The 13,400-nt window shown below is 74.8% G+C and carries 13 protein-coding genes; 4 read left to right on the top strand and 9 right to left on the bottom strand.

Going from position 1 to position 13,400, the window contains the following annotated elements:
- The first annotated feature begins 6 nt into the window (after positions 1-6).
- Complete coding sequence (locus ACFZCF_RS13170; protein WP_391286573.1) at positions 7-828, top strand: diacylglycerol kinase; 822 nt, start codon at positions 7-9, stop codon at positions 826-828.
- On the opposite strand, the gene ACFZCF_RS13165 is transcribed toward ACFZCF_RS13170, so the two are convergent.
- Positions 807-1,328: a GbsR/MarR family transcriptional regulator gene (locus tag ACFZCF_RS13165; RefSeq protein WP_388443021.1), complete on the bottom strand. Its 522-nt coding sequence runs from the start codon at positions 1,326-1,328 to the stop codon at positions 807-809. The genes ACFZCF_RS13170 and ACFZCF_RS13165 overlap by 22 nt on opposite strands.
- Positions 1,329-1,404: 76 nt before the next feature.
- Here ACFZCF_RS13165 and ACFZCF_RS13160 point away from each other — a divergent pair, with 76 nt between their 5' ends.
- On the top strand, positions 1,405-2,304 hold the full coding sequence (locus ACFZCF_RS13160; RefSeq protein WP_388443018.1) for an ATP-binding cassette domain-containing protein: 900 nt from the start codon (positions 1,405-1,407) through the stop codon (positions 2,302-2,304).
- Positions 2,301-3,869: an ABC transporter permease gene (locus ACFZCF_RS13155; RefSeq protein WP_391286572.1), complete on the top strand. Its 1,569-nt coding sequence runs from the start codon at positions 2,301-2,303 to the stop codon at positions 3,867-3,869. The genes ACFZCF_RS13160 and ACFZCF_RS13155 overlap by 4 nt, the downstream gene beginning before the upstream one ends.
- A 15-nt stretch (positions 3,870-3,884) precedes the next feature.
- On the opposite strand, the gene ACFZCF_RS13150 is transcribed toward ACFZCF_RS13155, so the two are convergent.
- The 7 genes from ACFZCF_RS13150 to ACFZCF_RS13120 form a co-directional block, all read right to left on the bottom strand.
- A complete protein-coding gene (locus ACFZCF_RS13150) occupies positions 3,885-5,084 on the bottom strand; it encodes a cytochrome P450 (RefSeq protein ID WP_391286571.1) in 1,200 nt (399 codons plus the stop codon).
- Positions 5,085-5,093: 9 nt separating this feature from the next.
- The gene (locus ACFZCF_RS13145; protein ID WP_391286570.1) at positions 5,094-5,756 is read right to left on the bottom strand and encodes a response regulator; all 663 of its coding nucleotides are present in this window, start codon (positions 5,754-5,756) and stop codon (positions 5,094-5,096) included.
- Positions 5,753-7,021, bottom strand: coding sequence for a sensor histidine kinase (locus ACFZCF_RS13140; protein WP_388443524.1), 1,269 nt, complete (start codon positions 7,019-7,021; stop codon positions 5,753-5,755). Before ACFZCF_RS13140 ends, ACFZCF_RS13145 begins: the two co-directional genes overlap by 4 nt.
- A 137-nt stretch (positions 7,022-7,158) precedes the next feature.
- Complete coding sequence (locus tag ACFZCF_RS13135) at positions 7,159-8,028, bottom strand: prolyl oligopeptidase family serine peptidase (RefSeq protein WP_391286569.1); 870 nt, start codon at positions 8,026-8,028, stop codon at positions 7,159-7,161.
- Positions 8,029-8,166: 138 nt separating this feature from the next.
- On the bottom strand, positions 8,167-9,372 hold the full coding sequence (kynU, locus tag ACFZCF_RS13130) for a kynureninase (protein ID WP_391286568.1): 1,206 nt from the start codon (positions 9,370-9,372) through the stop codon (positions 8,167-8,169).
- The gene (locus ACFZCF_RS13125) at positions 9,365-10,225 is read right to left on the bottom strand and encodes a tryptophan 2,3-dioxygenase family protein (RefSeq protein ID WP_388443001.1); all 861 of its coding nucleotides are present in this window, start codon (positions 10,223-10,225) and stop codon (positions 9,365-9,367) included. The genes kynU and ACFZCF_RS13125 overlap by 8 nt, the downstream gene beginning before the upstream one ends.
- Positions 10,226-10,346: 121 nt before the next feature.
- Positions 10,347-11,237, bottom strand: a complete 891-nt coding sequence (locus tag ACFZCF_RS13120) for a DUF3152 domain-containing protein (protein WP_388442999.1) — start codon at positions 11,235-11,237, stop codon at positions 10,347-10,349.
- 213 nt (positions 11,238-11,450) lie between these two features.
- Between ACFZCF_RS13120 and ACFZCF_RS13115 the strand changes: the two genes are divergently transcribed.
- The gene (locus tag ACFZCF_RS13115) at positions 11,451-11,870 is read left to right on the top strand and encodes a DUF3151 domain-containing protein (RefSeq protein WP_388442996.1); all 420 of its coding nucleotides are present in this window, start codon (positions 11,451-11,453) and stop codon (positions 11,868-11,870) included.
- Between the two features lie 45 nt (positions 11,871-11,915).
- Here ACFZCF_RS13115 and ACFZCF_RS13110 read toward each other — a convergent pair whose 3' ends face one another.
- Complete coding sequence (locus ACFZCF_RS13110; RefSeq protein WP_391286567.1) at positions 11,916-13,367, bottom strand: DHA2 family efflux MFS transporter permease subunit; 1,452 nt, start codon at positions 13,365-13,367, stop codon at positions 11,916-11,918.
- Positions 13,368-13,400 lie beyond the last annotated feature (33 nt).

The raw sequence follows: 13,400 nt of genomic DNA, 5'->3' as shown, positions 1-13,400 counted from the left end.
ACCGAGGTGTCGGATCACGACCAGCTGCTGGTCATCGTCGACCCGGTCGCCCGCCGAAGTGACGGCGAGTCCGTGCGGATCGCGAAGGATGTCCTGTCCGCGGGTGCGCAGGCGAAGATCTGCCTGCCGGACTCTCCCGAGGAATTCTCCCGTGCCCTGTCCCGGCGCGGCTCCCGGCGTCCCGTCGTGCTCGGCGACGACCGGGCGCTGCTGCGCGCGGTGACCCTGCTGCACCGGGACCGGGCGCCGCTCGCGCTGGTCCCGATCGGCCCGCCGGACGCCCTGGAGGTCGCGCACGGCTTCGGCGTGCCGCGCGGCGCTGTGGCGGCGGCCCGGGCGGTCCTGGACGGGACGGTGCGGAGCCTGGACCTGCTGGTGGACGACAGCGGCGGGGTGGTCCTGGGCGAGCTGCGGCTGCCGGCCGTGCCGGTCCCGGCGTCCGGCACCGCCTCCGTCTGGGGGACCTGCCGGTCCCTGGTGCGGACCCTGGTGCGCCCGGCGCCGCCGTTCCCCGGCGTCCTGGTCCACCGGCTGCGGGTGGAGGCGGACGGCGTGCTGCTCGCCGACGTGGACGCCCCGGTCACGGCGGTGACGGCCCGCCCGGCGGACGCCGGCGACGGCACGGCGGTCGTCGCCGTCCATCCGGCCGGCCCATACGGCGCGCCCCGGCGCGCGGTCGCCGGGTCGTTCACGGTCTCGGGGCCGGACTTCCGCTACCGCGCGGACGGCCGCGTCACGGGCCCGGTCCGCCGCCGCACCTGGACGGTCCGGGCGGCGGGTTGGGGGCTGACGCTGCCCCGGCAGCCTCAGGAGGCGGTCGGCTCCTGAGGCCGGGCGGCGGTGTCCCGGGCGGCCTTCCGCTCCCGCCAGCGGTCCATCAGGGTGAGCATCTCCTCCTGCATGAAGGCGAAGAAGTCGGCGGTCTCGGCGGTGCGGGCACCGGCGGCCGTGTCGGGGCCGAGGGTGGCGGCGCCGTCGCGGAGGACCTTCTCCCAGCGGAGCAGGATCTGGTCGCGGCGGGTGAAGGTCTCGTACCAGATCTCGTTGTGGAGGACGTACCGCTCGCGGCGGGTGCCCGGTTCGCGCTCGCGGGCGACCATGCCGACCTGGGTGAGGTAGCGGATGGCGCCGGAGACGGCGGCGGGGCTGATCCTGAGCTGTTCGGAGAGCTCTGCCGAGGTGAGGGAGGCGGTCTCGGAGGCGAGCAGTGCGGCGAAGACCCGCGAGGCCATCCGCTGCATGCCGGCCTCGGTCAGCTCGCCGGCGAAGCGCTCCACGAAGCGGGAGACGGCCTCCTCCTGCGGCGGGGTGCCATCGGTGCTGGTCATGGGCACGACTCTATACCGTCCCTTTTTACGATTCCTTAACTTCACAAATTTGTGAAATGAGCGTACGTTCCGAAGCATGACGAACGCCCTCAGCGTCACCGGCCTCCACAAGTCGTTCGGCCGCACCCACGCCCTCGACGGTCTCGACCTCACCGTCGCCACCGGCGAGGTCCATGGCTTCCTCGGCCCCAACGGCGCCGGGAAGTCCACCGCCCTCCGTGTCCTCCTCGGGCTGCTGCGCGCCGACTCCGGCACCGTCCGGCTCCTCGGCGGCGACCCCTGGACCGACGCCGTCGCCCTCCACCGGCGGCTCGCGTACGTCCCCGGCGACGTCACCCTCTGGCGCAACCTCTCCGGCGGCGAGGTCATCGACCTGTACGCGCGGCTGCGCGGCGGCGGCCTCGACCCGGCGCGCCGCACCGCGCTGATCGAGCGCTTCGAGCTCGACCCCACCAAGAAGGGCCGCACCTACTCCAAGGGAAACCGGCAGAAGGTCGCCCTCGTCGCCGCCTTCGCCTCCGACGCCGAACTCCTCGTCCTCGACGAACCCACCAGCGGCCTCGACCCGCTGATGGAGGAGGTCTTCCAGGAGTGCGTCCGCGAGGCCCGCGACAGGGGCCGCACCGTACTGCTCTCCAGCCACATCCTCAGCGAGGTCGAGACCCTCTGCGACCGGGTCAGCATCGTCCGCAAGGGCCGCACGGTGGAGTCGGGCTCGCTCGCGCAGCTGCGCCACCTCACCCGCACCAGCGTCACCGCCGAACTCGCCGGACCGCCCCGGGGGCTCGACCGGCTCGCCGGCGTCCACGACCTGCGCGTCGACGGCCGCACCGTCCGTCTCCAGGTCGACACCGACACGCTCGACCCGGTCCTCGCCGCGCTGCTCGCCGCCGGCGTCCGCTCGCTCACCAGCACCCCGCCCACCCTGGAGGAGCTCTTCCTCCGCCACTACGCGGACACCGAGGTGGCGTCATGACCGCGCTCGCCGGCACCGGCACCCTCACCCGGCTCGCGCTCCGCCGCGACCGGCTGGCCCTCCCCCTGTGGGCCGTGGTCACCGGCGGCCTCGTCGCCTCCGGCCCCGGCTCCCTCGGCGGGCTCTACGACACGGCCGAGGCGCGCGCCGGACTCGCCGCCTCCATGACCGCCGACGGCTCCCTGCGCTCCCTGTACGGACCGGTCTTCTCCGACTCCCTCGGCGGACTCGTCGCCTGGCGCTTCGGGACCTTCGCCGCCGTCCTCGCCGCCGTCGCCTCGCTCCTCGTCGTCGTCCGGCACACCCGCGAGGAGGAGGAGACGGGCCGGCAGGAGCTCCTCTCCGCCGGGGCCGTGGGCCGCCGCGCCCCGCTCACCTCCGCGCTGCTGGCGGCACTGACGCTCAACGCCGCCACCGCGCTGCTGATCGTCGCCGGGCTCGCCGGGCAGGGCCTCGCCGGGGCGCTCGCCCTCGGCCTCGCCGTCGGCGGCACCGGCATGGTCTTCGCGACCGTCGCCGCGCTCACCGCGCAGCTCACCGAGAGCGCCCGGCTCGCCAAGGGCCTCGCGGGCGGCGTCCTCGGCCTGGCCTTCGCGCTGCGGGCGGCGGGCGACTCCGGCGACGCCTCCGGCTCGTCCCCGCTGACCTGGCTGTCCCCCCTCGGCTGGGCCGAGAACGTCCGCGCCTACGGCGGCGAACGCTGGTGGGTGCTGCCGCTGATCGCCGCGGCCGTGCTCGTCCAGACCCTCCTCGCGTACGGGCTCGCCGCACGGCGCGACGTCGGCGCTTCCTTCCTCGCCACCCGGCCCGGCCCCGCCACCGGCCGGCTCGCCGGCGCCGGCGCGCTCGCCCTCCGCCTCCAACGCGGCACGCTGACCGGCTGGGGACTCGGCTTCCTCCTCGGCGGGCTCGTCTTCGGCGGCATGGCGGACGGCGCGGCGGAGCTCGTCGGCGACAACGAGCGGGCGCGGGAGATCTTCCGGCGGATGGGCGGCCAGGACGGGCTGACCGACGCCTTCCTCGCCACCATGGTCTCCCTCTTCGGGATGCTCGCCGGCCTCTACGCGGTCGGGGCCGTGCTGCGGGCGCACGGCGAGGAGACCTCCGGCCGGGCGGAACCGCTGCTCGCGTCGTCCCTCGGGCGGATGCGGTGGGCGGCGGGCCACCTCGCCCACGCGTACGCCGGCTCCGCGCTGATCCTCGCCCTCGCGGGGCTGGGCCTCGCCGTCTCGTACGGCGACGACCTCGGCCCGATCCTGGGCGCGGCGCTCACCCGGCTTCCGGCCGTCTGGACCCTCGCGGCGGTGGCGGTGCTGCTGTGGGGCGCGGCGCCTCGGGCGGCCGCGGCCGGCTGGGGGGTGGCCGGCCTGTGCCTGGCCCTCGGCTGGATCGGCCCCGCCCTCGACCTCCCCCGGGCCGTCCTCGACCTCTCCCCCTTCACCCACCTGCCCACCCTGCCGGGCCCGGACCCCGAGTGGACCCCGGCGGTCCTCCTCACGGTGCTGGCGGCGGCCCTCACCGCGGCCGGTCTGGCGGGGTTGCGCCGCCGCGACCTCCGGGTCTGACGCGCTCGGACCGGGTCAGACCGCCACGCTCAGGGATTCGAAGCCGCGGATCACGTACCCGGGTTTCCGGACGGGGTCCGCGGCGAGCCGCAGGCCGGGCGCACGCTCGCGCAGGGCCCGGAAGACCGCGCCGAGTTCGAGGCGGGCCAGCGGGGCGCCGAGGCAGTAGTGGATGCCCGCGCCGAAGGTGACGTGCGGGTTGTCGGCGCGGGTCAGGTCCAGCGCGTCCGCCGTGGGGCCGAAGCGGGCCGGGTCGCGGTTGGCGGAGCCGAGCAGGAGGGCGACCTGCGAGCCGCGGGGGATCACCGTCCCCCCGACCTCGATGTCGTCGAGGACCCACCGTTCGAACATCTGCAGCGGTGTGTCGTAGCGGAGGAGTTCGTCCACAGCTGTGGACAGGTTCCCGGCGGAGAGGGACGGCCAGGCGTCGTGGCGCAGCAGCGTCCGCACCCCGCCGACCGTCGTGTTCACCGTCGCCTCGTGCCCCGCGTTCAGCAGCAGCACGCAGGTGGAGATCGTCTCCTGCTCGGTCAGCTCCTCGACCGCGACCAGCGCCGAGACCAGGTCGTCGCCGGGGTCGGACCGGCGGCGCGCGATCAGCCGGCGCAGGTAGTCGGAGAAGTCGACGGAGGCGCGGACGGCCGCGCGGGCGGTCTCCTCCGAGGGGTTCAGCTCGAACATCCCGCAGATCGCCGCCGACCAGGGCCGCAGCATGGCCCGTTCGTCGTCGGTCTCCGGGACGCCCAGCATGGCGGCGATGACCGCGACCGGCAGGGGTTCGGCGACCGCCGCCTGGAGGTCGCCGCCGCCCGCCGCGACCAGCTCCCCCACGAGGCCGTCCGCCAGCTCCCGCACCGTCGGCGCGAGGCGCTCCACCGTCCGCGGCGTGAACGCCCGGGAGACCAGCCGCCGGATGCGGCCGTGGTCGGCGCCCTCCAGGTCGAGCAGCCCGTGGTCGTTGAGGGTGTGGAAGGGCTCCCACCGCGGGTCGGGCGCCTCGCGGCCGAACTCCTCGTGGGTGAAGCGGTGGGTGTACGTGCGCCCCAGGCGCCGGTCCCGCAGCAGCGCCGACACGTCCGCGTGGTGCGGGACCAGCCACTGGCGCGTGCGCCCGTACCAGTGGACCCGGCCGGCCTCCCGCAGCCGCGCGTAGGCCGGGTACGGGTCGGCGACGAACTCGGGCGACCAGGGGTCGAACACTGCGGCGGCGTCCATGCGGGGACGCTACCGCCCGACCTGCACCAGGCGCGCCTCGTACGCGAAGACCGCCGCCTGGGTCCGGTCGCGCAGGCCCAGTTTGACCAGGATCCGGCTGACGTGGGTCTTGATGGTCGACTCGGCGACGACGAGGTGCTCGGCGATCTCCTGGTTGGACAGGCCCTGCGCGATGAGGACCAGGACCTCCGTCTCCCGCTCGGTGAGCTCGCCGACCTGCGCGACGGCGGGCGCCCTCGGCGCGGTGTCGGCGGTCCGCGCGAACTCGGTGATGAGCCGCTTCGTCACGGTCGGCGCGAGCAGCGCCTCGCCGCCCGCGACGATCCGGACGCCGTCGGCGAGCTGCAGGGCGGAGGCGTCCTTGAGGAGGAAGCCGGACGCGCCGGCGCGCAGCGCCTGGTAGACGTACTCGTCGAGGTCGAAGGTGGTCAGGACGAGGACCTTGGCGTCCGCGTCGGCGGCGACGATCTCGCGGGTGGCCTCGATGCCGTTGAGCTCGGGCATCCGGATGTCCATGAGGACGACGTCGGGGCGGAGCGCGGCGACCTGCGCGACCGCCTCCCGGCCGTTGACGGCCTCGCCGACGACCTCGATGTCCGGCATCGCGCCGAGCAGCACCGAGAAGCCCTCGCGGACCATGATCTGGTCGTCGACGATCAGCACCCTGATCACTGGTCGGTCCCTTCGCGCTGGACGGGGACGTACACGGCGACCTCGTAGCCGCCGTCCTCCGTCGGCCCGTCGGTCATCTCCCCGCCGAGCATCGTGACACGCTCCCGCATGCCGGTGATGCCGTGGCCGGCCCCCGGCGAGGGCTTGACCAGGCCGCGCGCCGGGCCGTTGGCGATCCGCAGCCCGAGTCCGCCGAGGACGTGGCTGACCTCGACCTTCGCCGGGGCGCCGGGGGCGTGCCGCAGCACGTTGGACAGGGCCTCCTGGACGATGCGGTACGCGGAGAGCTCCACGCCCTGCGGCAGTTCCCGCACCGCGCCCGTGACGGTCAGGTCCACGTCGAGCCCGGCCTCCCGGACGTTGGCGACGAGCCCGTCGAGGTCGGCGAGGGTCGGCTGCGGGGCGTCGGGGGCCTCGTAGTCCTCGGCGCGCACGACGCCGAGGATGCGGCGCAGCTCGGTGAGGGCGGCGACGGCGTTCTCCCGGATGGTGAGGAAGGCCTGCTCCAGCTCCGGCGGCGGGTTCTCCACCCGGTAGGGCGCGGCCTCGGCCTGGATGGCCACCACCGACATGTGGTGCGCGACGACGTCGTGCAGCTCGCGCGCGATGGTCGTCCGCTCCTCCAGGAGGGTCCGCTTGGAGCGCTCGACGGCGGTGACGGTCTGCTGGGCGGTGACCTCCTGGACGGCCTGGCGGCGGATCTGGACGACGGCGATGACCAGCAGGAAGAGGGCGGAGAAGAAGAGCATCTCGGCGCCGTTGAAGCCGTAGCCGGAGCCCATGCTCAGGAAGAAGGAGGTGAAGGTGGTGTACGCGGCGGTGATCACCCACATCCACGCGGCGGCCCGGGGGCCGGTCCGCAGGGCGACGATCACGAGGACGAAGAGGTGGGAGCCGAAGGAGCTCGGCGCCCAGGGCCAGCCGTCGTAGCCGCTCAGATAGGCGATGAAGGGCGTCGACGCGATCGAGAGCCAGAAGGCCGGGGCCGGCCGGGTCATGGTGAGGAGGACGGCGGCCGTCGGCACCAGGCAGGTGACGAGGGCGACGGGCCCGACGGAGCCGTTGATCTCGTCGAAGCCGAGGAGGAAGGTCACCAGGGCGAGGAAGCCGATCGCCGCGTGCGGCAGCATCCCGGCGTGCGGGCGCAGCCGGCGGGGCAGGAAGCGCAGGGCGGGGCTGTCCGGCGCGAGCCGGGGCAGCGGGCGGTAGCCGAGGGCGTCGCCGGAGAGGTCTTCGCGCAGACCGCCGAGGGCGTCCAGCGTCATGCGGAGCTCGGGGCTGCGGCTGCCCGTGTCGGGGGTCTGTGTCGGGTTCACGCCGACCACGGTACGGAAGCCGCGGGGAGGCCCGCGTCCCGCTGGATGCGGATCCCGGGCCGTCCCCCTTGAGTACTACGCGGGCGTCAGAAGGCCAGCTGGGCGATCTCCTCCGCGACGACGGCGCACGCGTCGGCCGCCGGGTCGACGAGGGGGAAGTGGCCGACGTCCTCCAGGAGCGTCAGGCCCACGGTCTCGCCCGCCTTCGCCGCCGCCTCGACGAAGGCGTCGGCGACCTCGGCGGGGACGGTGAGGTCGGCGCGGCCCTGGACGAGGGCGGTGGCGATGCCGGTGGGCAGCAGCCGGGCCGGATCGGCGGCCGCGACCCGCTCGTCGTACGCCTCCTCGCCGCCGAGCAGCTGGGTCACCGCCCCGCCGCACACGTCGAGCTCGCGGGCCCGGTCGAAGTGGCCGATGGGGGCGAGGGCGACGACGCCGCGCAGCGCGGGCGGGGCGGGCAGCCGCCAGGGGGAGCCGGCGGGCAGCACGTGCCGGGCGGCGGCCCACAGGGCGAGCTGGCCGCCGGCCGAGTGGCCGGTGAGGACGGTGCGGTGCGGGTCGGCCTGCGGCAGGTGGGCGGCGGCGAGCTCCGGTACGGCGTCGAGGGCGGCGGCCACGTCGTCGAAGGTCTCCGGCCAGCGGCCCGCGACCGGGGTCGTACCTCCCTGGTGGGGGAGGCCGGGGCCGCGCCGGTACTCGACGCTGGCGACGGCGAAGCCGCGACGGGCGAGGAAGTCGGCGAAGGGGCTGACGTGCCGCCGGTCGTAGGGGGCCCGCCAGGCGCCGCCGTGCAGGACGACGACGAGCGGGGCGCGTCCGGCGCCGGTCCTGGGGGCGTACAGGTCGACGATCTGGTCGGGGTGGTCGCCGTACGCGGCGGTGGCGTCGGGCGGGACGGCCGGGTGCGAGAAGGCCGATGCCTCTTCGGCGGCGTCGCGCGCGGCGGGGTCCGGCATGGGGTGTTCCAACCTCTCGGTGACGGGGCCGAATCGGCCTGACCTGCGGGGACCGTATCAGGGTCCGGGCCCCGCAGATCAGGTGACGATCATCCGATCTGACGGCCGGTCACCGGCCGTCCGCCACCGGGGAGTCGGCTACGCCGCGGCGGGCGTTCCGGCCAGGACGTCGGCGAGGACGCGGGCCGCGCGCTCGGCGTCCGCGAAGCCGACGTACAGCGGGGTGAAGCCGAACCGCAGGACGTCCGGGCGGCGCAGGTCGCCCACCACTCCGCGCTTGATCAGCTCGGGCATCACGGTGGGCGCGTCCGCGCAGGCCAGCGCCACCTGGCTGCCGCGTTCGGCGTGCGCCTCCGGGGTGACCGGGGTGACCCGGCCCTCGGGGGCGTAGGCCCGCACGCACTCCAGGAAGAAGTCCGTGAGCGCGAGGGACTTGGCGCGGACGGCGTCGATCGCGACCCCGTCCCACACGTTGAGCGCGGCCTCCAGGGCCAGCATGGACAGGATGTCCGGGGTGCCGACGCGGCCCCGGACGGCGCCGTCGGCGGGCCGGTAGCCGGGCGTCATGCCGAAGGGGTCGGCGTGCGAGGTCCAGCCCGGCAGCGGCGAGTCGAAGCGGTCCTGGTGGCGCTCGGCGACGTACAGGTACGCGGGCGAACCGGGGCCGCCGTTGAGGTACTTGTAGGTGCAGCCGACCGCCAGGTCGACGCCGTGCGCGTCGAGGCCGACGGGCAGGGCGCCGGCGCTGTGGCACAGGTCCCAGACGGCCAGCGCGCCCGCCGCGTGGAGGGCGGCGGTGGTGCCGGGCAGGTCGTGGAGCCGGCCGGTGCGGTAGTCGACGTGGTTGACGAGCGCGAGCGCCGTCCGGCTCCCCGCGGCGGCGGGGATGTCGGCCGGATCGAGGGGCACGATCCGGTGACCGGTCATCCGGGCGGCGGACTCGGCGATGTACCCGTCCGTGGGAAAGGTCGACGCGTCCACCAGGATCTCGTCGCGTCCCTCTCCCGCGAGACGGGCCGCGGCGACGACCGCCTTGAAGACGTTCACGCTGGTCGAGTCGCCCGCGACGATCTGCCCGGCGGCGGCGCCGACGAGCGGGGCGATCCGGTCGCCGATCCGCTCGGGGGCGGTCCACCAGCCCGACTCGTCCCAGGAGCGGATCCGCAGCTCGCCCCACTCGCGGCCGATGACGTCGACCATGCGGGCGGGGACGTGCGCGGGGAGCGCGCCGAGCGAGTTGCCGTCGAGGTAGACGGTCTCCTCGTCGAGCGCGAACTTCGCGCGGTGGCCGGCGAGCGGGTCGGCGGCGTCGAGCTCCCTGGCTCGCTCGTACAGGTCAGACATGGCTGCGGGCCGTCCAGAGCTCGGGGAACACGTTCTTCTGGGCGCGCTTCTCCAGCCAGGCCACGCCGGCGGAGCCGCCGGTGCCGGTCTTGGAGCCCATCGCGCGGCGGGTGGCCACCAGGTGGTCGTTGCGCCAGCGCCAGACGAGTTCGGCGACGTCGCTGAGGGCCTCGCCGAGGCGGACGAGGTCCTCGTTCTCCTCCGGAGCCGCGTACAGCCCCGCCCACACGGCCTCGACCTGCGGCGAGGGCTCGTAGCGCTGCGCCAGGTCGCGGGTGAGGACGGACTGCGGCACGGGCAGGCCGCGGCGGGCGAGGAAGCCGAGCACCTCGTCGTACAGGCTCGGCTCGTGCAGCGCCTTCTCCAGCTCGGCGTGGACGCGGGGCGCGCCCCGGTGCGGGACGAGCATGGACGCGGACTTCTCGCCGAGGAGGAACTCCATGCGGCGGTACATCGCCGACTGGAAGCCGGAGCCCTCGCCGAGCGCGCCGCGGTAGGCGTTGAACTGGCCGGGGGTGAGTTGGGAGAGCGGCCGCCAGGAGTGGTTGAGCGCCTCCAGTTCGCGGACCGAGCGCTTGAGCGCGTCGATGGCCACGGGCAGGCGCTCCTCGCGCAGGGCGCGGCTCGCGGTCTCCCACTCGTGGACGATGACCGTGAACCACAGCTCCATGACCTGGGTGGTGACCAGGAAGACCATCTCGCCGGGGTCGTCCGAGCGGAGGTGCTGGAGGTGGGTGAGGACGTCCGCCTGGACGTAGTCCTCGTAGGGCGTCGTGCCGGCGAAGTCGAGGTTCGGCGCGTCGACGACGGGTCCGGTTCCGGGGGAATCGGCAGAACCAGAAGTGGGTGACATTTCTGTCTCCTCGGTACGGGCTACCGGGTAGCGGTCCGCTCCACCGTGCGCGCTCTGCGGCGTGCCACGGGAGCTCCGGTCCCCTCGGGAGGCGTGCTCCTCCGCACGCGTCCCGAACGCATCATGACACGATCGGACCGGTGATGTAGATCCCCTCTTCGTCATACGGAAAAGCGTTCGAACGACATCCGTTCAGGCCCTTGATCTGCTGCATCATCGCCGGGGCGAGCTTCCCCGGTCCCCCGCAGCCCATGTGCTGCCGGATCCCGATCTCGTGGCCGACCTCGTGGTTGATGATCAGGTGCCGGTACTCCTCCGGCGGCCCGGCGAAGGTCGGCGAGCCCAGCAGCCACCGCTTCAGGTTCACCACCACGCCGTCGGTGGTCTCGCAGTTCAGCTCGCCGTGGGTGTTGAGGCCCTGCCGGGCGCAGAGCGCGTCGGCGGTGTCGGGGGTGGCGATCCGGATGACGAAGTCGGCGTTCGACGCCACCAGCTGGAAGCGGCCCCGGCCGTGCGCGGCCCAGCCGCGCGGATGGGCGAGGATCGCCTCGATCTCCTCGGCGGTCCCCCGGGACGAGAGGTCGACGCCGTCCTCGATCTGCACCCGGTAGCGGCGCAGGGTGCCGCTGGTGCCGGTGATCCTGCCGGAGGCGGTGGCGGAGGTGAAGGTGCCCGGCCCGGACTGCGGCACGGTCGGGTTCTTCTTCTTGGTGGCGGTCGGCTTCGGCCTGGGCTTCTTGCTCGGTGTGGGCGTCGGCTTCGGCTTCGGCGCGGCGGTCGTGGCGGCCGGCGCGGGGGTCCGCGGCGCCTCGGAGGGCGGCGAGGAGGTCACCGCCTCCTCCCGCTTCTCCTGGAAGTGGGCGAGCGCCACGCCCGCACCGAGCGAGACGCCCGCCAGGACCAGGGTCGACAGCACGAGCCGGCCGCGGCGCGTGACGCGCGTCCCCGCCCCGCGGCCACCCCCGCCCCGCCGGTCCTCTCGGCGCCGGTCGGGCGCTCCCCGCTTGCCCACGACAGTTCCCCCCTGTTTCAGGCCGTCCGGGGATCGTACCGGCCGACGATGACGGCCCGGCCCGCGCGGGGGAGGCGGCCGCTCCCTCCGGCCGCTGCGCGCGGTGGGCCGGCGGCTTGCCCGCCTCGTGCGCTCGTACGCCGTACAGGAGCGCCCTTCCGTCCCGTCGACGACGGCCGTGTCCGCCCCCGCCGCGAATGGCAGACTGCTTCCATGACGACGCACAAGAACCTGCTCGGCGGCCCGGAGCCGACGTACCTGCCCGAGAACGAAGAGGCGTACCGCCTCCTGGGTGAGGAGTCCCGGCCGCCGGCCGAGGTGGCGGCGAAGGACCCCACCTTCTCGCTCGCCTGGGCGATGCTCGCCGACGACGCCTTCGAGGCGGGCCGGGTGATCGAGTCGTACGCCTACGCGCGCACCGGCTACCACCGCGGCCTGGACGCGCTGCGCCGGGCGGGCTGGAAGGGCCACGGCCCCATCCCCTGGGACCACCGGGCCAACCGCGGGTTCCTCCGCTGCCTCGCCGCCCTCGCCCGTGCCGCCGGCGAGATCGACGAGACGGACGAGAAGGAGCGGTGCTGGCAGTTCCTCAAGGACAGCAGCGCCGAGGCGTACGCCGAGCTGAACCAGTAACGGCCCCCGCGGCCGGGACGCCCGACGGCACCGGGTACCGACCGGTCACTCGGTGCCCGGGTCCAGGGGCGGGGCCGTCAGGGCGCAGTGGGTCCTGCAGGTGGGGTGGCAGGGGGCCGGCCGGGGGGTGCGCATGGTGGCCCAGGAGAGGGCCGCGCCCAGGACGAGGACGCCGGCGCAGAGGGGCATCGCCCGGTCGAAGGTCGCGTCGAACTCCGTCGGCGAGAGGTACGCCGTCGATCCCATGCCCGTCAGCAGCGGCAGCGCCGCCACCGCGACGAGGCCCGCCGCCCGCGCCGCCGCGTTGTTGATGCCGCTGGCGAGCCCGGCGCGGGCGACGTCGACGGAGGCGAGGACCGTCGCGGTCAACGGCGCGACCAGCACCGTCATGCCGACGCCGAGGACGACGAGCGCGGGCAGCACGTCCCGGACGTACGACGGGTCCTCCCCGACCCGCAGCATCAGCAGCATCCCCGCCGCGCACAGCAGCGGGCCGACGGTCAGCGGGACGCGCGGCCCGATCCGCTCCCCCAGCTCGCCGGACTTCGCGGACAGCAGCAGCATCAGCACAGTCGTGGGCAGCAGCGCCGTGCCGGCGGCGAGCGCCGAGTAGCCGGAGACGACCTGGAGCTGGAGCGCGGCGAGAAAGAAGAAGCCGCCGAACGCCGCGTACACGCAGAGCGTCACCACGTTCACGGCGGTGAAGAGCCGGGACCGGAAGATCGACGGCGGCATCATCGCCCGCTCGCCGCGCCGCCGCTCCACCGCGACGAAGCCGGCCCCGGCCAGGAGCCCGGCCGCCCCGGCCCACCAGAGCGCGTCGATCAGCCCGTAGGTGACGAGGCCGAGCGCCGCCGCGCCGAGCACCGCCCCCAGCACGTCGAAGCGCTGCCCGTGGGCGGCCTCGTCACGGGACTCCGGGACGTGCCGCAGCGCGACCGGTACGCAGAGCGCGGCGAGCGGCACGTTCAGGAGGAAGACCCAGCGCCACCCCGGCCCGTCGACCAGCCAGCCGCCGACGAACGGCCCGACCGCGGCCCCGACGCCGCCGAAGCCGGACCAGAGGCCGACCGCGCGGGCCCGGTCGTCGGGGTGGAAGCTCGCCTGGATCAGCGCGAGCGACCCGGGGGTGAGCAGCGCTCCGCCGACGCCCTGGAGGGCCCGCGCGGCGATGAGCACCCCGGCGTCGGGCGCGAGGCCGCACAGCAGGGAGGCGAGCGCGAACCACACGACGCCGACGACGAAGACCCGGCGCCGCCCGTACCGGTCGCCGAGCGAGCCGCCGAGCAGGATCAGCCCGGCCAGCGTCAGCATGTAGGCGTTGACGGTCCACTGGAGCGCCGCGAGATCCGCCCCGAGGTCCGCGCCGATGTGCGGCAGCGCCACGTTGACGACGGTCGAGTCGAGCAGGGCCATCGCCGAGCCGAGCACGGTCGTCAGGACGATCCACCGCCCTCGGGCGGAGGCCATCCGTACCTCGGGCGGTGCCGCGCTCATGCCTGCATGGTCCCCCGTTCCGGGAGCTCCTGC

It is taken from the genome of Streptomyces sp. NPDC007945, assembly GCF_042958885.1.
Taxonomy (GTDB): Bacteria; Actinomycetota; Actinomycetes; order Streptomycetales; family Streptomycetaceae; genus Streptomyces.
The sequence above is the reverse complement of the archived record's forward strand: the minus strand, read 5'-3'. Positions and strand labels throughout refer to the sequence as shown.